Origin of the sequence: Rhizobium sp. NLR8a, from assembly GCF_019685235.1 — a bacterium.
GTDB lineage: Bacteria > Pseudomonadota > Alphaproteobacteria > Rhizobiales > Rhizobiaceae > Rhizobium.
Window position 1 is genome coordinate 269,651 of sequence record NZ_JABDWI010000005.1, and the last position, 17,060, is coordinate 286,710.

Here is a 17,060-nt window from a genome sequence, read left to right on the forward strand (position 1 = left end):
TGATGATAGTTCGCAAAATAAACCGATCAACCGCACTACATGACAAAATCGACCCGGGTCGATCATGAGATAAGTGTTCGATGACTGCCCTTGGAAGGAACTGCGTCGGCGTGCGGGCAAGATCGCTCACCAGGCGCAAAGCGACCGCGACGTCGGCGTCAACAGTGCGACATCGATACTCCGCCAGCACCGGCTGTCCATCCATGGATAAATCTCCGCCGTCCAGATCGGATTCTGCCGCAGCCGCTGCTGGTAGGCGGCTGCACCGCTTTGATCCGCGTGCGCTTCAAACCAGACGAACACCGTTTCCCCCTCGCGAACCGGCAGGCGCGGGAAACCGTTCCTGCTTCGCTCGGTCATGAACACCGCCTCGATCCGCGCACCGGCCGCCAGCATGGCCGGCATCGCCCTGGCGCGGAAAAATTCCGAGAAATCTTCTCCCGTTCCGGGTGCGAGCGAGCAGATGTTCACGGCGATCAGCCCTTGTGCTTCCGCGCGCTCCGCCTCTTTCTGCCTCGGCAGGTTATGCGCAAATGGAAGCACACCGGCCGCCGGCTTCAGCAGCAGGACATTGTCCGAATTCAGCATCGTCGCGTTCGCGGCCGGTCCATGCTCCTTCCAGACGGGGCCCGAATAAAAGGATGCGAGCGCATCCGTTCTGGCCTCCATGTTCTTGAAGGAGCGCACCCACACAAAGCAATCGGGATCGCCGAGATCGCGAAACTCCCCGTCGACGCGGATGCCCAACGCCTCCTGGGGCTCAACGAACTCGCGATCAAACAGGCGAATCAACCTCTCTCTGCGCTCGGGAAGGAGCCGGTAGCGGCGAAGCTCGAATATGAGGTGAGGGTCCATAGTTTTCCTGACAGGTCGATCATCCTGTTTTTATCACAGGACAATTGACCTGTTTTGTCAAGCTGCTAGAATGCACGCCGACTGAATTGAGACGCCATGATCGAAACCAAAAGAAACAATGATCCCGAGGGCGTGCGCCGCAGGATCATCGATGCCGCCTATGACGCCTTTGTCACGCAGGGTTATCTCGCAACAGGCATGCTGGAACTGCGCGAGCGGGCCTCCGTGTCCGGCGGCGCACTGGCGCATCATTTTCCTGCAAAGCGTGACCTCGGGCTTGCAGTCATCCGCGATCGCGTCGCTGCCGCCGTTCGGCAGACATGGATCGAACCGCTGCGCACATGCGCCGATGCGCCAACGGCCATAGACCTGATTTTTGAAGCCATCATCGGTGAACTGACACAAAAGGACCGGGTCTCCGGTTGCCCGCTGAATAATATGGCAATGGAAGTTTCCCAACACGACGCAGAGATGCGCGCACTTGTCAGTGCCGTGTTCGGAGACTGGCACAAAGCGCTCTTCGCCAAGTTTGCGGCAGATCTGGAGGAAAAGCGCGCCATCGGGCTCCATCCGCGGACAATCGCAACGCTTGTCATTGCCGCCTATTCCGGCGCCATGACGATGGCAAAGGCAAGCCAGGATGTCGGCCCGCTCCGCGACTGCCGCGCCGAAATGGCGACACTGCTGGCGGCGAACTACCGCCGGCCTTGACCGACAAATGGGATCGGGGAGAGTCGCGCCGATTTCGCCTGAAAAATCAGACCTGCGAAGCCGACATGGACAGAAAATGAGTGGCGGAGAGGGTGGGATTTGAACCCACGATACCCTTGCAGGTATGCCGCATTTCGAGTGCGGTGCATTCGACCACTCTGCCACCTCTCCGCGGTCTGGTCGGCGCTTGTTCGGCGCGGGCGTTCTCATAACGGGCATATGACAGGTTGGCAAGCCGAAATCTCAAGCTTTTCCATCCTTTTGCCTTGACACCTTTCTGTCACTCGCGTATCCCGCATCCGCAATAGGAGTGGAGTAGTCCGCCCCTTGCCCGCCTCGCGCTCGCGCGGGGTTTCACCGGCAGACCAGAGTTCCGGGCCAGTTCCCTGAAATCCCTGCTTAACTTCGACTGATAAAAAGACGGCCACCTGCTATTTGCGGGGAGCGCCGGAACGAACATGAAAGGATAAAAAATGTTCGCAGTCATCAAGACCGGCGGTAAGCAGTACCGTGTGGCAGCCAACGACGTGCTGACCATCGAGAAGCTTGAAGCATCCGCTGGCGACTCCATTGAATTCACCGAAGTCCTCGTGATCGGCGAAGGCGCCGACGCGGCGATCGGTGCGCCCTTCGTAGCCGGCGCCTCCGTCAAGGCGGAAGTCGTCGACCAGACCCGCGGCAAGAAGGTCATCGCCTTCAAGAAGCGCCGTCGTCAGAATTCGAAGCGTTCGCGCGGCCATCGTCAGCATCACACGGTCGTCCGTATCACGGACATCGTGGCTGCCAAGTAAGATCAACGGGTTTCAGGTTTAAAGGAGAACTCCAATGGCACATAAAAAAGCTGGCGGTTCCTCGCGCAACGGTCGCGATTCCGAATCCAAGCGCCTTGGCGTGAAGAAGTTCGGCGGCGAAGCCGTCATCGCAGGCAACATCATCGTGCGTCAGCGCGGTACGCAGTGGCATCCCGGTTCCAACGTCGGCCTCGGCAAGGATCACACGATCTTTGCACTTACCGCCGGCAATGTGGACTACCGAACGAAGGCCAACGGTCGCGTCTACGTGTCTGTCATGCCGAAAGCGGAAGCAGCGGAATAAGCCGGTAGCGCTCAAAAACAGCCGGCGTCTCATCGACCCGGCTGGCCGTACCAGGTCCAGTCCAGAAAACAGGGGAGATGGGGCGCCATCTCCCCTTTTTCTTTGTCCAAACAGGAGGACTGAACATGCAAGGCGAATTGATAAGGGTAGACCAATCACGGTCTTCCCCGGAAGACCAGCGGTCTTCCAAGGAACGGCTGAGGCCGGAGCGGTTAAGGACCGATTGCCCTGTCTTGTTATCGGAAAGGCTCGTCATGCGCGCGCCCCACGAAGAAGACATCGACGCCCTTGCCCATCTCGCCAATAACGCCAAAGTCGCCACCATGGTATCGCGTATGCCGCACCCCTATACCGCCAATGATGCCGCCGACTTTGTTTGGCGTTCGCGAAATGGCGAGATCGGCAAGTGCGTCTATGCGATCACCAAAGCCGAAAACGGCGCATTCATGGGATGCTGCGGCGTCGAACCGCATACCGACGGCAAGACCGTCGAGATCGGTTACTGGCTGGGTGAGCCCTATTGGAACCAGGGCTACACCACCGAGGCCTGCCACGCCCTCGTCGACATGGTGTTCAGAACCCGTCAGGACGTCGACCAGATCGACGCCCGCTGCCGGGTGATGAACGTCGCCTCGCGGCGTGTCATCCAGAAGTGCGGTTTCCAGTTCCAGGGTTCGGGGCTTGCTGCCTCGCTGGCGCTCGGCAGCAACGTGCCTGTGGAATGGTACAGGCTCGACCGCAAGACCTGGATGTCACTCCGAAGCTGGGGGAACATCGCATGAGCACGTCGGCACTGCAAAGGCCGGACACCAGGTCGATGATGCCCGGCCCCGCGCCGGTCATCCCGACCACTCGGCTGACGCTCCGCCCCCACCGGCTGAGCGATGCGCCCGCCATCGCGGAATCGCTCTCCGATTTCGCGGTGACGCGCATGCTTTCCCGCGTGCCCGCGCCGTTCGACCGGCAGGATGCGCTGGACTGGCTGATGCCGGTCACGTCAGGCACCCTGCCGGACTGGTCGCTCGCGATAACAGGCAAGGACGATGTCCATATCGGCACCGTCTCGATCGAGCTGCGCCACGGCCGCTGGCATCTCGGCTACTGGCTGAACCGCTACTACTGGCGGCGCGGCTATATGAGCGAGGCGGTGGCGGCGATCATCGAGCGCTTCTCGCGCCGCATGCCGGAGACGCCTGTCCATTCCGGTGTCTTCGCCGACAACCCCGCTTCGCTGCGGCTGCAGGAGAAGCTCGGGTTCCGCATGACGGGTTGCGGCGAAATCTATTGTTTCGCCCGCAACACCATGGTGTCGCACATCGAAACCGTGCTGCAGCCGGGCGCGCTGCAGCCGCGCAAGGTTGCGTAACCCGGCATTATGCCGAAAAGTGTGAGCGGTTTTCGGACAACATCATGCTCTCAGAAGTCGAAAAAGGAGGCGCCGCCGGCTCGGCGGCGTCTTCGTCAATCGCCGATCTCGACCCACACAGGAAAATGATCGGAGCCGAGGGATTGCGTATCGATCCGCGCGGATTTCAACCGGCCGCCCAGGCCGCAACTGACGAAGCAATAATCGAGATGCATGCGTTTGCCGTGATCTTCGGGATCCATCCAGCTGTAGCTCTCAGGCCCGTAAGCCTTGAGCGCCGCAAAGGCATCGACCGGCGTGCCGATCCTGGCGACACGGCCGTAATATCCGCCGCCGGCGCCGGCAAGCGCACAATATTCCGGCGATTCCGGCTCCATGTTGAAATCGCCCATGATCATATAGTCCTCGGGCAGCGGCAGCTCCGGCAGATCAAGCTCGCCACCCCCCGTCAGCGATCCGCCCTCCTGGACGAATGCGTTGATGTGCACGTTCAAGAATTGCAGCTGGCGAATGCGCTCGTCGGCCGAGACATGGTCGAGATGGACGGAGTAGACGCGGATCGCGCCGCCCGGGATGGCGATTAGCGCCTCGGTTGCGCCGCGCTGCAGGTTGATCTTGGCGATGGTTCGGCTGCGCGGCAGAAGCAGAGTCCGCGTCGACAGGATCGGCCAGCGCAACAGCACCATATTGCCGAACTGAAAACGCGTGCCTCGTACCGGCTGCAGACCGCCTTCGCCCCCGTCGATATGGACGTCGCAGGCCGGCCCATACGCCCAGAAATGGTCGGGAAAGAAGGCTGCGATATCAGCCACCATGTCGGCAAAACCGTTGCGCCAGAAGCCGCGGGTCACCTCCTGCAGCGCGATGACATCGGCGCCTTCGAGGCTCCGGGCAATGCGCTTGAGATCGTATCGGCCGTCGAGACCGAAGCCGTACTGTATGTTATAGCTCACAAAATTCACGATAATCTTTGACCTCCGTCGGAACCGCCTATATCGAATGGGCCAAGACGGGCCGTCCAACTGCCACGGAATATTGGAAGTAAAATGAAATTTCTCGACGAAGCAAAGGTCTATATCCGATCCGGGGATGGTGGCGCGGGCAGCGTTTCCTTCCGGCGCGAGAAATTCATCGAGTTCGGCGGCCCCGATGGCGGTGACGGCGGACGCGGCGGCGACGTCTGGGTCGAGGCCGTCAACGGCCTCAACACGCTGATCGATTTCCGCTATCAGCAGCATTTCAAGGCGACCATCGGCACCCATGGCATGGGCCGCAACCGCACCGGCGCCAACGGCAGCGACGTGACGCTCAAGGTTCCCGTGGGAACCCAGATCTTCGAGGAAGACCGGGAAACGCTGATCTGCGACCTGACCGAGGAAGGCCAGCGCTACTGTCTCGCCCATGGCGGCAATGGCGGCTTCGGCAATGCCCATTTCAAAACCTCGGTCAATCAGGCGCCCGACTGGGCCAATCCCGGCCTGCCCGGCGAGGAAAAAACCCTCTGGCTGCGGCTGAAGCTGATCGCCGATGCCGGCCTTGTCGGCCTGCCCAATGCCGGCAAGTCGACCTTCCTGGCATCGGTTACCCGCGCCCGGCCGAAGATCGCCAACTATCCCTTCACTACCCTGCATCCGAATCTCGGCGTTGCCACGGTCGACGAGCGGGAGTTCATTCTTGCCGATATTCCGGGCCTGATCGAAGGCGCCCATGAAGGTGTCGGCATCGGCGACCGTTTTCTCGGCCACGTCGAGCGCACCCGCGTGCTGCTCCACCTCGTCTCCGCCCAGGAAGAAAAGGTCGGCAAGGCCTACAAGACGGTCAAACATGAACTCGAAGCCTATGGCAACGATCTGGCCGACAAGGCCGAGATCGTGGCGCTGTCGCAGATCGACGTTCTCGATGAGGCCGAACTGAAGAAGAAGACGAAGGAATTGGCCAAGGCCTGCGGCAAGACCCCCTTCCAGATCTCGGCTGTGACAGGCAGGGGCATGACCGAGGTTCTGCGTGCACTGCGCGACATCATCGTCGAGAATAATACCGAGGAGAAACCGGCCAAGGCGCCGAAACTCCGGCATCGCGACATGGTCGTCGGAGAAGAGGGCAAGGACGAGGATGGGGTCGATGACCAGCCGTAAGCCGCTCGGCCGCTACCGCCGCATCGTCATCAAAATCGGTTCTGCCCTGCTGGTCGATCGCAAGGCCGGGCTGAAGAAGGCGTGGCTGGATGCCATGTGCGCCGATATATCTGGCCTGAAGGCCAAGGGTATCGACGTGCTCGTCGTGTCATCAGGGGCCATCGCGCTCGGCCGCTCGGTGCTCGACCTGCCCTCGGGCGCGCTGAAGCTGGAAGAAAGCCAGGCCGCCGCCGCCGTCGGCCAGATCGCACTGGCGCGCGCCTGGTCGGAGAGCCTGTCGCGCGACGAGATCGTTGCCGGCCAGATCCTGCTGACGCTCGGCGATACCGAGGAACGCCGCCGCTATCTCAATGCGCGCGCCACCATCAATCAGTTGCTGAAGATCGGCGCCGTGCCGATCATCAACGAAAACGACACGGTCGCGACCAGCGAAATCCGCTATGGAGACAACGACCGGCTGGCCGCCCGCGTGGCGACGATGACCGGCGCCGACCTGCTCATCCTACTCTCCGATATTGACGGCCTCTACACCGCCCCGCCGCATCTCGATCCGAATGCGAGTTTCCTGGAGACGATTGCCGAAATCACCCCGGAGATCGAGGCGATGGCCGGCGGCGCCGCCTCCGAGCTATCGCGCGGCGGCATGCGCACCAAGATCGATGCCGGCAAGATCGCCACCACCTCGGGCTGCGCCATGATCATCGCCTCGGGCAAGACCGACAGCCCGCTGTCGGCGATCGAAAACGGCGCGCGCTCCTCCTGGTTCGCCCCCTCCGGAACGCCCGTCACCGCCCGCAAGACCTGGATCGCCGGACAATTGCAGCCGGCAGGCGAACTGCATGTCGATGAGGGCGCCGTCACGGCGCTCGGCGCCGGCAAGAGCCTGCTTCCCGCCGGCGTGCGCAGCGTTTCCGGCCTCTTCAGCCGCGGCGACACCGTGGCGATCATCGGCCCTTCAGGCCGCGAGATCGCCCGCGGCCTGGCAAGCTACGATGCCGAGGACGCCCGCCGCATTGCCGGCCGCAAATCGGCGGAGATCGAAGCCATCCTCGGTTATGCCGGACGGGCTGCCATGGTCCATCGCGACGATATGGTGATGACCGCGCAGATCCGGTCGAGATCGGAAAGGCAGAAGAAGGACGCGAGCTATGCTTGATACCGTTGCGCCGGGCCCTGACATTGACGTGCTGATGAATGACATCGGCCGCAAGGCGAAGGCTGCCGCGCGACCGTTGGGCTTTGCCTCCGCCGAGGCGAAGAACAAGGCCCTGAACGCCATGGCCGACGCGATCCTGGCGAACAAGGCGCATATCCTGGCCGGAAACGCCAAGGACCTGAAGGACATCGAAGGCAGCGAAACGCTTGCCTCCTTCGTCGACCGGCTGACGCTGAACGACAAGCGCATTGCCGAGATGGCCGAGGGAATCCGTGCGATCGCCGCCCTTGCCGATCCGGTCGGAGAAGTCATCGCGGCCTGGGACAGACCGAACGGCCTGAAGATCGAACGTGTCCGCACGCCGCTCGGCGTCATTGGCGTGATCTTCGAAAGCCGGCCGAACGTTACCGCCGATGCCGGGGCGCTCTGCCTGAAGGCGGGCAATGCGGTCATCCTGCGCTGCGGCTCGGATTCGCGCCGTTCATCGCAGGCTATACACGCCTGCATGGTCGAGGGCCTGAAGGCGGCGGGACTTCCGGAGCATGCGATCCAGCTCGTTCCGGTCACCGACCGCGCCGCCGTCGGCGCCATGCTGCGCGGCCTGGATGGGGCAATCGACGTCATCGTGCCGCGTGGCGGCAAGAGCCTGGTGGCCCGTGTCCAGAACGAGGCCCGGGTGCCGGTGTTCGCGCATCTCGAAGGCCTGTGCCACATCTATGTCGATGGCTCGGCCGATCTCGAGATGGCGAAGAAGATCGTCGTCAACGCCAAGATGCGCCGTACCGGCATCTGCGGGGCGGCCGAGACGCTGCTCGTTGATGCTGCAGCGGTCGGCACGCATCTGACGCCACTGCTTGAGGTGCTGACTGACGTCGGCTGCGAGATCCGCGCTTCGGCGGCGGTGCTGAAGGTTGCGCCCGGCCTCAAGCCCGCGACGGAGGAGGACTGGTCGACCGAATATCTCGACGCGATCATCTCAGTCGCTGTGGTCGACGGCATATCGGGGGCGATCGCCCATATCCAGAAATATTCCTCGAACCATACCGAGGCCGTCATCGCCGAAGACCCCGGCGTGGTCGAGCGTTTCTTCACCGAAGTCGATTCGGCGATCCTGCTGCACAATGCCTCGACCCAGTTCGCCGACGGCGGCGAGTTCGGCATGGGCGCGGAAATCGGCATCGCCACCGGCAAGATGCATGCCCGTGGCCCCGTCGGCGTCGAACAACTGACCTCCTTCAAATACCGGGTGCGCGGTGCCGGCCAGACCCGACCCTGACGTGACGACGGATAAGCTGGACCGACGTTATCTCCGCATGCCGCACAGCGAGCGCGGCATGGTCGTCGGCCTGTTCGGCGGGTCGTTCAATCCGCCGCATGAGGGCCATGCACTTGTCGCCGAAATCGCCATCAAGCGGCTCGGTCTCGACCAGCTCTGGTGGATGGTGACCCCCGGCAACCCGCTGAAAAGCCGCAATCTTCTTGCGCCGCTTGCCGAGCGCATTGCCGAAAGCGAGCGTGTCGCCGCCGATCCGCGCATCAAGGTCACGGCTTTCGAGCAGGCGCTCGGCGTCAGCTACACCGCCAATACGCTGGCCCGCGTCAAGGCTCGCAATCCCCATGTGCATTTCATCTGGATCATGGGCGCCGATAGCCTGCAGACATTTCACAAATGGCAGAAATGGCAGGAGATCGCCCGCACCTTCCCGATCGCGGTGATCGACCGGCCGGGAGCGACGCTCTCCTACCTCTCTTCGAAAATGACGCGGACCTTCGATTTCGCCCGCATCGACGAAGACGACGCACGTGTTCTCTGGAAGAAGCGGGCGCCAGCCTGGACCTTCATCCACGGGCCACGCTCCGGCCTGAGCTCGACGGCAATCCGCAACGGCGCTTTGCCGGTCCCGGTCGGTAGCTGAATTTCAGAAAAATCCCGGAAACGAGAAAGCCCGACGGGGGAGGAGATCCGTCGGGCTTATAAACTCGACCGACAACTTGGGAGGAGGAGTGTTGCCGATCCTGTCGAACGGCTATGGGAGGAGGAGAAAGCCGTTTCGATGGGTGTGTTGTACCATATTCAGCCGGTAGGTGAATATCATTTTGTGCAATGCAGCAATGCGACCGATGCAACACTGCGGGTAACGAAAGCTGCCGCTTTAATCGGCAAGCCCTGCAGTACAGCCGCTTTGCCCTGCGGTTACTCTGTCTGACCGATCGCCATTCGCCGTTGATTGCAGCCTGCGGACGTCTTGTTCTCAGAAAGCCATGCACCTCCTGAATAGGTAAGGCCGATTGGCAGTCGATACGGTTATGTTTTTCTGAATATATCCCTAGCCAGACAGTGAGCATCGTTATATTCGTCGAAATATTTCGAATCCTGGGGAGTGAAAGCATGCGGAACCGCCGCCAATGGACGAAACTGGCAACCGCCGCGATCGCGGCTCTTTGGTTCGGCGCGGCAGCACTGCCGGCGCCGGCCGCAGCCGCTGAAAAACTGACCGTCTTTGCCGCGGCGAGTCTGAAGAACGCGCTCGACGCCGCCAATGCCGCCTGGACCAGTGAGAGCGGCAAAGAAGCCGTCGCCTCCTATGCGGCGAGCGGGGCACTTGCCAAGCAGATCGAAAACGCCGCCCCGGCCGATATCTTCATTTCGGCGGATCGCGATTGGATGGATTATCTCGCGGAGAGGAAGCTGATCAAAGCCGACAGCCGTTCGGACCTGCTCGGAAACCGGCTCGTGCTCGTGGCCGAAAAGGACAAGGCAAAGCCGGTCGAGATCAAACAGGGTTTCGATCTCGCCGCTTTGCTCGGTGACGGCAGGCTTGCCATGGGTGAGCCGAAATCGGTCCCAGCAGGCAAATACGGCATGGCCGCGCTGGAAAAACTCGGTGTCTGGGCATCGGTCGAATCCAAGGTCGCCGGCGCCGAAAGCGTGCGCGCCGCCCTCGCCCTCGTCTCCCGCGGCGAAGCGCCTTACGGCATCGTCTACCAGACCGACGCGGCCGCCGATAAGGGTGTCGCGATCGTCGGCACCTTCCCGGCCGACGCCCACCCGCCGATCATCTATCCGGTCGCAATTCTTGCCGAGAGCAAGAACCCGGATGCAGCGGCCTATCTCGACTTCCTGAAGTCGGACAAGGCAGCCGCTTTCCTCACGGCGCAGGGTTTCACTATTCTGAAATAGTCGGCCAACTAATGTTTCGTCATGCTCGGGCTTGTCCCGAGCATCTGCAATCGGTTGATGTACAGCAGGTTAGGCACCAAGCCGCGGCTGCCCCTCACCCTAACCCTCTCCCCGTAAACGGGGCGAGGGGACGTGCCATGCGAGAGGCTGGCGAGGAACGGAGAGGTTGCGGCCATTCCCCTTCGCCCAGCGAGCGGGAGAAGGTGCCGGCAGGCAGATGAAGGGCAGGCGTCGAATGATGTCTGATTTTCCAGGGAGACGACCGCAGTTGAACATATTCGGCTTGAGCGACGAGGAATGGACGGCAATCCTGCTCAGCCTGCGCGTCTCGATCGTCGCAATGCTGGCGAGCCTGCCCTTCGGCATTCTCGTTGCCTTGCTCTTGGCCCGCGGCCGCTTCTGGGGCAAGTCGTTGCTGAACGGCATCGTTCACCTGCCGCTGATCCTGCCGCCCGTCGTCACCGGTTTTCTTCTTCTCATCCTCTTCGGTCGCCGCGGCCCGATCGGCAGCCTGCTCGACCATTATTTCGGCATCATCTTCTCCTTCCGCTGGACGGGCGCCGCACTTGCCTGTGCCGTCATGGCCTTTCCGCTGATGGTTCGCAGCATTCGCCTGTCGATCGAAGCGGTCGACCGCAAGCTGGAAGAGGCGGCCGGAACGCTCGGCGCCGGCCCTGCCTGGGTTTTCCTGACGATCACCCTGCCGTTGACGCTCCCGGGCATCATCGTCGGCATGATCCTCTCCTTCGCCAAGGCGATGGGCGAGTTCGGCGCGACGATCACCTTCGTCTCCAACATCCCGGGCGAGACCCAGACGCTGCCGGCAGCAATCTACACCTTCACCCAATTGCCGGGCGGTGATGCCGGCGCGCTGCGACTGACGCTGGTCGCTGTCGCCATTTCCATGGCCGCTCTGCTTGCCTCGGAGTTCCTTGCTCGTCTCGCCGGCCGAAGGATTGATCCGGAATGACGCTGATTGTCGAGGCAAAACAAAGGCTCGGCGCGTTCGCGCTCGACGCCGCCTTTACCTCCGAAGGCGGTGTAACCGTATTGTTCGGCCGCTCCGGCTCCGGCAAGACCTCACTGATCCGCATCATCGCCGGTCTCGCCCGGCCGGATGAAGGTCGCGTCGTGCTTGACGGCGAGCGCCTCACCGAAACGACAGCTGGCATCTTCGTCCCGAAACACCGCCGCCGTTTCGGTTATGTCTTCCAGGAGGCACGGCTGTTTCCGCATTTGAGCGTCCGAGCCAATCTTTCCTACGGCCGCTGGTTTGCCCCAAAGGCGGCACGCCGTGAGAGCTTCGATCATATTATCGACCTGCTCGGCATCGAGCCGCTGTTGGAACGCAGCCCGGCAAAACTTTCCGGCGGCGAAAAACAGCGCGTCGCGATCGGGCGTGCCCTTCTCTCCTCACCCCGCCTGCTCTTGATGGACGAGCCGCTCGCCGCCCTCGACGAGGCACGCAAGGCCGAGATCCTGCCATATCTCGAGCGGTTGCGTGATGAAACCGAAATTCCGATCGTCTATGTCAGCCATGCGATCGCCGAGGTGGCACGACTCGCAAATCAGGTCGTCGTCCTCAGCGACGGCAAGGTGGAAACGACCGGCCCGGCCGTCGACATATTGAGCCGTCCCTCAGCGGCCGCCGACCGGAAAGAGGCCGGCGCGCTGCTCGAAGGCACCGTCGAAAGCTTCGATGCGCGTCACCGCCTGTCGACCGTCGCTCTGAAATCCTCCCAACTGCATATTCCGAGCGGAGTGCTTCCGCCCGGCAGACCGGTGCGCATCCGCATTCCGTCGCGCGACGTCATGCTGGCGACCGCCAGGCCCGAGGGCCTCAGCGCGCTGAACATTCTCGAAGGCAGGATCGAGGCGATATCGTCTGGCGAGGACGGAACGGTCGAAATCCGGATCGATTGCGGCGGCAACGCCATTCTTTCGCGTATCACCGCACTATCCTGCGAGCGCCTCGATCTCCGGCCTGGCAAGACCGTCTTCGCCATCATCAAGACGGTTGCCCTGGAAGGCTGATCAACCGTGCTCGCCAGGCAGCAGGTTGCGCTTGGCTTCGAGCCAGGCGAGATCCTTGGCAAGGCTCTCCCGCACCGTCTTTTCCATCCGGCGAAAACGCGCGAGCAATTCTTCGCCGAACGGTGTCAATGCCGCGCCGCCGCCCTTCTGCCCGCCGCGTTGCGGCTCCACCACCTGTTCTGAGAACATCCGGTTCATCTCGCTGACAAGCAGCCATGCTCGGCGATAGGACATGTCCATCGCCCGCCCGGCCGCCGAGATCGATCCGGTCGCGCGGATATGCTCCAGCAGCTCCATCTTGCCGTGACCGAGACGATGCTCATTCGGGAAGCTGATTCGCAGGACGGGAACAGGTGTTTTTGCGGCGGGGTCGGTCATTGAATCGAAAAATCGAGGAATTTGCGGCACTTTACGCCGCGGCACGGAAACTGTACACCGACCGCACAAGCAGCCCGAGCGGCAATATTCTTCAATTCGGACGCCAGATCGGATTTTCGGCGGCTCTGTACCTTAGCACGTCTTGAAACATTAATGGATTGATGCCTATCTTAACCATGATCCGGTCGTGATCGGATCTCGTGTTGTGCATGGTTTGTCATTCCAGGAAAGGGAAAAAACTGACAACAGTACACGCCAAGGGAAAAACGCTCGCCGTTGTCCCGAAGAGTGCGGAACGTGGCGCCGATGCCGCTGCCCGCGCCTTAGAAGCCGTCCTCACCAGCCTTGAGGACTCCAAAGCTGAAGATATCGTCACCATCGACATTGCCGGAAAATCGGCGCTTGGAGACTACATGATCGTCGTCTCCGGTCGCTCGAACAGGCATGTCCTGGCGATTTCGGATCACCTGCTCACCGATCTCAAGGACGAAGGCTTCGGTACGGCCCGCGTCGAAGGTCAGGAAGGCGGCGACTGGATCCTGATCGACACCGGTGACATCATCGTGCATGTGTTCCGTCCCGAAATCCGCGAGTTCTACAACATCGAAAAGATGTGGGCGGCTCCGGATATGGATGAGGAAACACGGCACTGACAGGCAGGCCGGCATCGCCCGGCGCCTGAGATGCGGCATTTGACTGGCCGGGAAACATGCGAAGCCGGCGGCGGTGTATCGTGTGCCTGAAATGCCGTCACGAGCAGGAGCGGGGAAATGCGAATTGGTCTTTTTGCGGTGGGACGGCTGAAGTCCGGCCCCGAAAAGGATCTCGTGGCCCGTTACCTCGATCGTTTTGCCAAGGCCGGCTCTGCGGTCGGCCTCGAATTCACCCGTATTACCGAAGTTGGCGAAAGCCGCGCCTCCAATGCGGAGACCCGCAAGCGCGAAGAGGCGGCGATGCTGCTGAAATCGCTGGCCGAGGGCAGTGTTCTCATTCTTCTCGATGAACGCGGCAAGGCGCTCGACAGCCAAGCCTTCGCAAACCTGCTCGGCACCTATCGTGACCAGGGAAAACGCGAGCTGACGATTGCGATCGGCGGAGCCGACGGCCTCGATCCCGCCCTTTACGATCGGGCCGACGCCACACTGTGCCTCGGCAAAATGACCTGGCCGCACCAACTCGTGCGCACGCTGATCGCCGAGCAGCTCTACCGCGCCGTCACCATCTTGTCCGGCCACCCCTATCACCGCGTCTGACGGTTCAGGCTCGGTCCATGGCTTTGGCTGCGCGCCGCATTGTCACGCAGCCGTGTTTTGCGCAGGCAGGCTTTCTCCTGCAAACTTTCTGGCAAAGCGTGCCAAATCAGCTTAGTCTCCGCGCGATTTGAGAGAGTGCCCGGACACGCATGACGACGACTCCAACCAGGCGACACCGCATGATTCTGCCGGCACTTGCGGCCGGTTTCGGTGTTGCGGTCATCCTCGTCTCGACAAGCCCGTTTTCGGTCCGGGCCCAGGATGCCGCCCCGGAAGCGCCACAAGCTTCAAGCCCGCCGCCCGCCGAGGCGCCGTCGCCCGATCCGGCCGCCGAACTTGCCGCCAAACGCGATCAGACCCGCGCCGAACTCGAAACCCTGTCGAAATCAATCAGCCTGTCCTCCGACAAGGTGAACGAACTCCAGCAGAGTATCGCCAATCTGGAAAAGAGTACGCAGAGCATTCGCCAGGCGCTGATCGATTCCGCCGCCCGCCGCAAGGGGCTGGAAAAACAGATCCTCGAGAGCGAAAAGAAGCTTGCCGACCTCGGCGTCAAGGAGGATGGCATCCGCCGTTCCCTGCATGAACGCCGCGGACTGCTGGCCGAGGTGCTGGCAGCACTCCAGCGCATGGGCCGTAATCCGCCGCCGGCGTTGCTCGTCACCCCCGACGACGCGCTTGCTTCCGTGCGCAGCGCCATCCTGCTCGGCGCCGTCGTGCCCGGCATTCGCAAGGAAACCGACAAGCTCGCCGCCGATCTCGGAAGCCTGGCCGCGCTGCAGACGGCAAGCGCCGCCGAGAAGACGCAGCTGACAGCGACGATGACTGATGGCATTGAGGAAGAGCGGCGCATGGACCTGCTGCTTGCCGAAAACGACAAGCTCAGCCGCAGCAACGCCGCTGATCTGGAGGCCGAGAAGAAGCGGTCCGAGGAACTCGCGGGCAAGGCGACCAGCCTCGAAGGCCTCGTCGCCTCAATGGAATCCGAGATCGCCTCGGTACGCGAAGCGGCCACCGCCGCTCGCCAAGCCGAGGAGAACCGCAAGCTCTTGACGGACGAGCAGCGGGCTCAGGCGAAGGCGCTGGCCGAGAGCGGCGTGCCCGATAAAAACCGCATTGCGCCCGCATATCCCTTCGCAGAATTGAGGGCGAAATTGGAACTGCCCGTGGCAGGCGATATCCTGCGCCAGTTCGGCGATGCCGATGGCACCGGGCATGAAGCCATGGGAATGACGGTCGCCACCAACCCCGAAACAGTGGTGACGGCCCCGGCCGACGGGCTGGTGGTTTTTGCCGGCGCTTTCCGCAGTTACGGTCAGATGGTCATTCTCGACGCGGGCGACGGTTACCACCTGGTTCTCTCGGGAATGGATACGATCAATACCCGTCAGGGAAAATTCGTTTTCTCCGGCGAGCCGCTCGCCGTGATGGGAGCGAAAAGAGTGGCAAGCGCAACTGCATTGGCGCTGGAAACGGACCGGCCAACGCTTTACATTGAATTTCGAAAAGACGGTAAACCGGTCGATTCCCGACCGTGGTGGACCGCCAAGGACACTGGAAAGGCACGCAATGATTCGTAGGGCTTCTCTTGTTCTGGTCGGCGCATTGATGGGTGCGACCGCGATGAGCGTCATTTATTCGGCAGGTGTGCCGGCAGAAGCAGCCGGATCCTCCACATACAAGGAACTGTCGGTATTCGGCGACGTCTTCGAACGGGTGCGCGCGCAATACGTTACGCCGCCGGCCGAAGACAAGCTGATCGAAAACGCCATCAACGGCATGCTGTCCTCGCTCGACCCCCATTCGAGCTACATGAATGCGAAGGACGCCGAAGACATGCGCACCCAGACCAAGGGTGAATTCGGCGGCCTCGGCATCGAAGTCACGATGGAAGACGAGCTCGTCAAGGTCATCACCCCGATCGATGACACGCCCGCCGCCAAGGCCGGTGTTCTCGCCGGCGACTACATTTCCGAGATCGACGGGCAGTCCGTTCGCGGCCTGAAGCTGGAAGACGCCGTCGAGAAGATGCGCGGCGCCGTCAACACCCCGATCAAGCTGACGCTGATCCGCAAGGGCGCCGACAAGCCGATCGAACTGACGATCGTCCGTGACGTCGTCGCCGTCCAGGCCGTCAAGTCGCGCGTCGAGGACGATGTCGGTTATCTCCGCATCATCTCCTTCACCGAAAAGACCTATCCCGACATGGAGAAGGCGATCAAGAAGATCAAGGACACCGTTCCGGCCGACAAGCTGAAGGGTTATGTCCTTGACCTGCGCCTCAACCCGGGCGGCCTGCTCGACCAGGCGATCAACGTCTCCGACGCCCTGCTGCAGCGTGGCGAGGTCGTTTCGACCCGCGGCCGCAATCCCGATGAAACCCGCCGCTTCAATGCCGGGCCAGGCGATCTGACGGACGGCAAGCCGGTCATCGTGCTGATCAATGGCGGTTCGGCGTCTGCATCGGAAATCGTCGCCGGCGCCCTTCAGGATCTGCGCCGTGCCACCGTTCTCGGTACGCGCTCCTTCGGCAAGGGTTCGGTCCAGACGATTATCCCGCTCGGCGAAAACGGCGCGCTGCGCCTGACCACGGCGCTCTATTACACGCCGTCGGGCCGCTCGATCCAGGGCACCGGCATCACCCCTGACATCAAGGTCGAGGAGCCGCTGCCGGAGGAACTGCAGGGCAAGATGGTGACCGAAGGCGAATCCAGCCTGCGCGGCCACATCAAGGGCCAGAGCGAAACCGACGAGGGTTCGGGCTCCGTTGCCTATGTGCCGCCGGACCCGAAGGATGACGTTCAGCTGAACTACGCGCTCGACCTGCTGCGCGGCAAGAAGACCGATCCGGCCTTCCCGCCGAACCCGGACAAGGCCGTCGTCGCCAAGTAATCGA

Annotated in this window: 19 protein-coding genes and 1 tRNA gene; 16 read left to right on the forward strand and 4 right to left on the reverse strand. The window is 62.1% G+C overall.

Features of this window, described 5'->3' with window-relative positions; all coding sequences use genetic code 11:
• Positions 1-126: 126 nt before the first annotated feature.
• The gene (locus HJC04_RS11750; protein ID WP_210632737.1) at positions 127-855 is read right to left on the reverse strand and encodes an NIPSNAP family protein; all 729 of its coding nucleotides are present in this window, start codon (positions 853-855) and stop codon (positions 127-129) included.
• 96 nt (positions 856-951) lie between these two features.
• Between HJC04_RS11750 and HJC04_RS11755 the strand changes: the two genes are divergently transcribed.
• The gene (locus tag HJC04_RS11755) at positions 952-1,566 is read left to right on the forward strand and encodes a TetR/AcrR family transcriptional regulator (protein WP_221146255.1); all 615 of its coding nucleotides are present in this window, start codon (positions 952-954) and stop codon (positions 1,564-1,566) included.
• A gap of 81 nt (positions 1,567-1,647) precedes the next feature.
• On the opposite strand, the gene HJC04_RS11760 is transcribed toward HJC04_RS11755, so the two are convergent.
• Positions 1,648-1,737, reverse strand: a tRNA-Ser gene (locus tag HJC04_RS11760).
• A gap of 302 nt (positions 1,738-2,039) precedes the next feature.
• On the opposite strand from HJC04_RS11760, the gene rplU reads away from it, so the two are divergent.
• The 4 genes from rplU (at position 2,040) to HJC04_RS11780 (ending at position 4,027) form a co-directional block, all read left to right on the forward strand.
• Entirely contained in the window at positions 2,040-2,357 is a 318-nt protein-coding gene (gene rplU, locus HJC04_RS11765; protein WP_007824851.1) for a 50S ribosomal protein L21, read from the forward strand.
• A 34-nt stretch (positions 2,358-2,391) separates the two neighbouring features.
• Positions 2,392-2,661, forward strand: a complete 270-nt coding sequence (gene rpmA, locus HJC04_RS11770) for a 50S ribosomal protein L27 (RefSeq protein ID WP_004676172.1) — start codon at positions 2,392-2,394, stop codon at positions 2,659-2,661.
• 125 nt (positions 2,662-2,786) lie between these two features.
• Positions 2,787-3,443: a GNAT family N-acetyltransferase gene (locus HJC04_RS11775; RefSeq protein ID WP_210632739.1), complete on the forward strand. Its 657-nt coding sequence runs from the start codon at positions 2,787-2,789 to the stop codon at positions 3,441-3,443.
• The gene (locus tag HJC04_RS11780) at positions 3,440-4,027 is read left to right on the forward strand and encodes a GNAT family N-acetyltransferase (RefSeq protein ID WP_210632740.1); all 588 of its coding nucleotides are present in this window, start codon (positions 3,440-3,442) and stop codon (positions 4,025-4,027) included. The genes HJC04_RS11775 and HJC04_RS11780 overlap by 4 nt, the downstream gene beginning before the upstream one ends.
• Positions 4,028-4,122: 95 nt before the next feature.
• On the opposite strand, the gene HJC04_RS11785 is transcribed toward HJC04_RS11780, so the two are convergent.
• On the reverse strand, positions 4,123-4,989 hold the full coding sequence (locus HJC04_RS11785; RefSeq protein ID WP_221146257.1) for an endonuclease/exonuclease/phosphatase family protein: 867 nt from the start codon (positions 4,987-4,989) through the stop codon (positions 4,123-4,125).
• 84 nt (positions 4,990-5,073) lie between these two features.
• Here HJC04_RS11785 and obgE point away from each other — a divergent pair, with 84 nt between their 5' ends.
• The 7 genes from obgE to modC all read left to right on the forward strand — a co-directional run bounded on the left by obgE (position 5,074) and on the right by modC (position 12,533).
• A complete protein-coding gene (gene obgE / locus HJC04_RS11790) occupies positions 5,074-6,162 on the forward strand; it encodes a GTPase ObgE (protein WP_221122901.1) in 1,089 nt (362 codons plus the stop codon).
• A complete protein-coding gene (proB, locus tag HJC04_RS11795) occupies positions 6,149-7,318 on the forward strand; it encodes a glutamate 5-kinase (protein ID WP_210632743.1) in 1,170 nt (389 codons plus the stop codon). Before obgE ends, proB begins: the two co-directional genes overlap by 14 nt.
• Positions 7,311-8,594: a glutamate-5-semialdehyde dehydrogenase gene (locus HJC04_RS11800; RefSeq protein ID WP_210632744.1), complete on the forward strand. Its 1,284-nt coding sequence runs from the start codon at positions 7,311-7,313 to the stop codon at positions 8,592-8,594. The genes proB and HJC04_RS11800 overlap by 8 nt, the downstream gene beginning before the upstream one ends.
• 37 nt (positions 8,595-8,631) lie before the next feature.
• Positions 8,632-9,234, forward strand: a complete 603-nt coding sequence (locus HJC04_RS11805; protein ID WP_247241796.1) for a nicotinate-nucleotide adenylyltransferase — start codon at positions 8,632-8,634, stop codon at positions 9,232-9,234.
• A 473-nt stretch (positions 9,235-9,707) separates the two neighbouring features.
• On the forward strand, positions 9,708-10,499 hold the full coding sequence (modA, locus tag HJC04_RS11810; RefSeq protein ID WP_221146258.1) for a molybdate ABC transporter substrate-binding protein: 792 nt from the start codon (positions 9,708-9,710) through the stop codon (positions 10,497-10,499).
• A gap of 268 nt (positions 10,500-10,767) precedes the next feature.
• Positions 10,768-11,469: a molybdate ABC transporter permease subunit gene (gene modB / locus HJC04_RS11815; protein ID WP_221122897.1), complete on the forward strand. Its 702-nt coding sequence runs from the start codon at positions 10,768-10,770 to the stop codon at positions 11,467-11,469.
• Positions 11,466-12,533: a molybdenum ABC transporter ATP-binding protein gene (gene modC, locus HJC04_RS11820; protein ID WP_221122896.1), complete on the forward strand. Its 1,068-nt coding sequence runs from the start codon at positions 11,466-11,468 to the stop codon at positions 12,531-12,533. Before modB ends, modC begins: the two co-directional genes overlap by 4 nt.
• Here modC and HJC04_RS11825 read toward each other — a convergent pair whose 3' ends face one another.
• Positions 12,534-12,911, reverse strand: a complete 378-nt coding sequence (locus HJC04_RS11825) for a winged helix-turn-helix domain-containing protein (protein WP_221146259.1) — start codon at positions 12,909-12,911, stop codon at positions 12,534-12,536.
• Between the two features lie 209 nt (positions 12,912-13,120).
• On the opposite strand from HJC04_RS11825, the gene rsfS reads away from it, so the two are divergent.
• The 4 genes from rsfS (at position 13,121) to HJC04_RS11845 (ending at position 17,056) form a co-directional block, all read left to right on the forward strand.
• The gene (gene rsfS, locus HJC04_RS11830) at positions 13,121-13,564 is read left to right on the forward strand and encodes a ribosome silencing factor (RefSeq protein ID WP_064696433.1); all 444 of its coding nucleotides are present in this window, start codon (positions 13,121-13,123) and stop codon (positions 13,562-13,564) included.
• 117 nt (positions 13,565-13,681) lie between these two features.
• Positions 13,682-14,164, forward strand: coding sequence for a 23S rRNA (pseudouridine(1915)-N(3))-methyltransferase RlmH (gene rlmH / locus HJC04_RS11835; RefSeq protein ID WP_221146260.1), 483 nt, complete (start codon positions 13,682-13,684; stop codon positions 14,162-14,164).
• Positions 14,165-14,343: 179 nt separating this feature from the next.
• Complete coding sequence (locus HJC04_RS11840) at positions 14,344-15,744, forward strand: murein hydrolase activator EnvC (RefSeq protein WP_221146261.1); 1,401 nt, start codon at positions 14,344-14,346, stop codon at positions 15,742-15,744.
• Complete coding sequence (locus HJC04_RS11845) at positions 15,734-17,056, forward strand: S41 family peptidase (RefSeq protein ID WP_003543943.1); 1,323 nt, start codon at positions 15,734-15,736, stop codon at positions 17,054-17,056. The genes HJC04_RS11840 and HJC04_RS11845 overlap by 11 nt, the downstream gene beginning before the upstream one ends.
• The last annotated feature ends 4 nt before the right edge of the window (positions 17,057-17,060 follow it).

What these genes read in the sequence shown, in the direction of transcription:
- HJC04_RS11780 (WP_210632740.1), top strand. Translation starts at nt 3,440, where the DNA reads ATGAGCACGTCGGCACTGCAAAGGCCGGACACCAGGTCGATGATGCCC.
- HJC04_RS11800 (WP_210632744.1), top strand. Translation starts at nt 7,311, where the DNA reads ATGCTTGATACCGTTGCGCCGGGCCCTGACATTGACGTGCTGATGAAT.
- HJC04_RS11755 (WP_221146255.1), top strand. Translation starts at nt 952, where the DNA reads ATGATCGAAACCAAAAGAAACAATGATCCCGAGGGCGTGCGCCGCAGG.
- rplU (WP_007824851.1), top strand. Translation starts at nt 2,040, where the DNA reads ATGTTCGCAGTCATCAAGACCGGCGGTAAGCAGTACCGTGTGGCAGCC.
- HJC04_RS11775 (WP_210632739.1), top strand. Translation starts at nt 2,787, where the DNA reads ATGCAAGGCGAATTGATAAGGGTAGACCAATCACGGTCTTCCCCGGAA.
- HJC04_RS11825 (WP_221146259.1), bottom strand. Translation starts at nt 12,911, where the DNA reads ATGACCGACCCCGCCGCAAAAACACCTGTTCCCGTCCTGCGAATCAGC.
- rlmH (WP_221146260.1), top strand. Translation starts at nt 13,682, where the DNA reads ATGCGAATTGGTCTTTTTGCGGTGGGACGGCTGAAGTCCGGCCCCGAA.
- obgE (WP_221122901.1), top strand. Translation starts at nt 5,074, where the DNA reads ATGAAATTTCTCGACGAAGCAAAGGTCTATATCCGATCCGGGGATGGT.
- modA (WP_221146258.1), top strand. Translation starts at nt 9,708, where the DNA reads ATGCGGAACCGCCGCCAATGGACGAAACTGGCAACCGCCGCGATCGCG.
- HJC04_RS11805 (WP_247241796.1), top strand. Translation starts at nt 8,632, where the DNA reads ATGCCGCACAGCGAGCGCGGCATGGTCGTCGGCCTGTTCGGCGGGTCG.
- HJC04_RS11840 (WP_221146261.1), top strand. Translation starts at nt 14,344, where the DNA reads ATGATTCTGCCGGCACTTGCGGCCGGTTTCGGTGTTGCGGTCATCCTC.
- HJC04_RS11845 (WP_003543943.1), top strand. Translation starts at nt 15,734, where the DNA reads ATGATTCGTAGGGCTTCTCTTGTTCTGGTCGGCGCATTGATGGGTGCG.
- rsfS (WP_064696433.1), top strand. Translation starts at nt 13,121, where the DNA reads ATGGTTTGTCATTCCAGGAAAGGGAAAAAACTGACAACAGTACACGCC.
- proB (WP_210632743.1), top strand. Translation starts at nt 6,149, where the DNA reads ATGACCAGCCGTAAGCCGCTCGGCCGCTACCGCCGCATCGTCATCAAA.
- rpmA (WP_004676172.1), top strand. Translation starts at nt 2,392, where the DNA reads ATGGCACATAAAAAAGCTGGCGGTTCCTCGCGCAACGGTCGCGATTCC.
- modC (WP_221122896.1), top strand. Translation starts at nt 11,466, where the DNA reads ATGACGCTGATTGTCGAGGCAAAACAAAGGCTCGGCGCGTTCGCGCTC.
- HJC04_RS11750 (WP_210632737.1), bottom strand. Translation starts at nt 855, where the DNA reads ATGGACCCTCACCTCATATTCGAGCTTCGCCGCTACCGGCTCCTTCCC.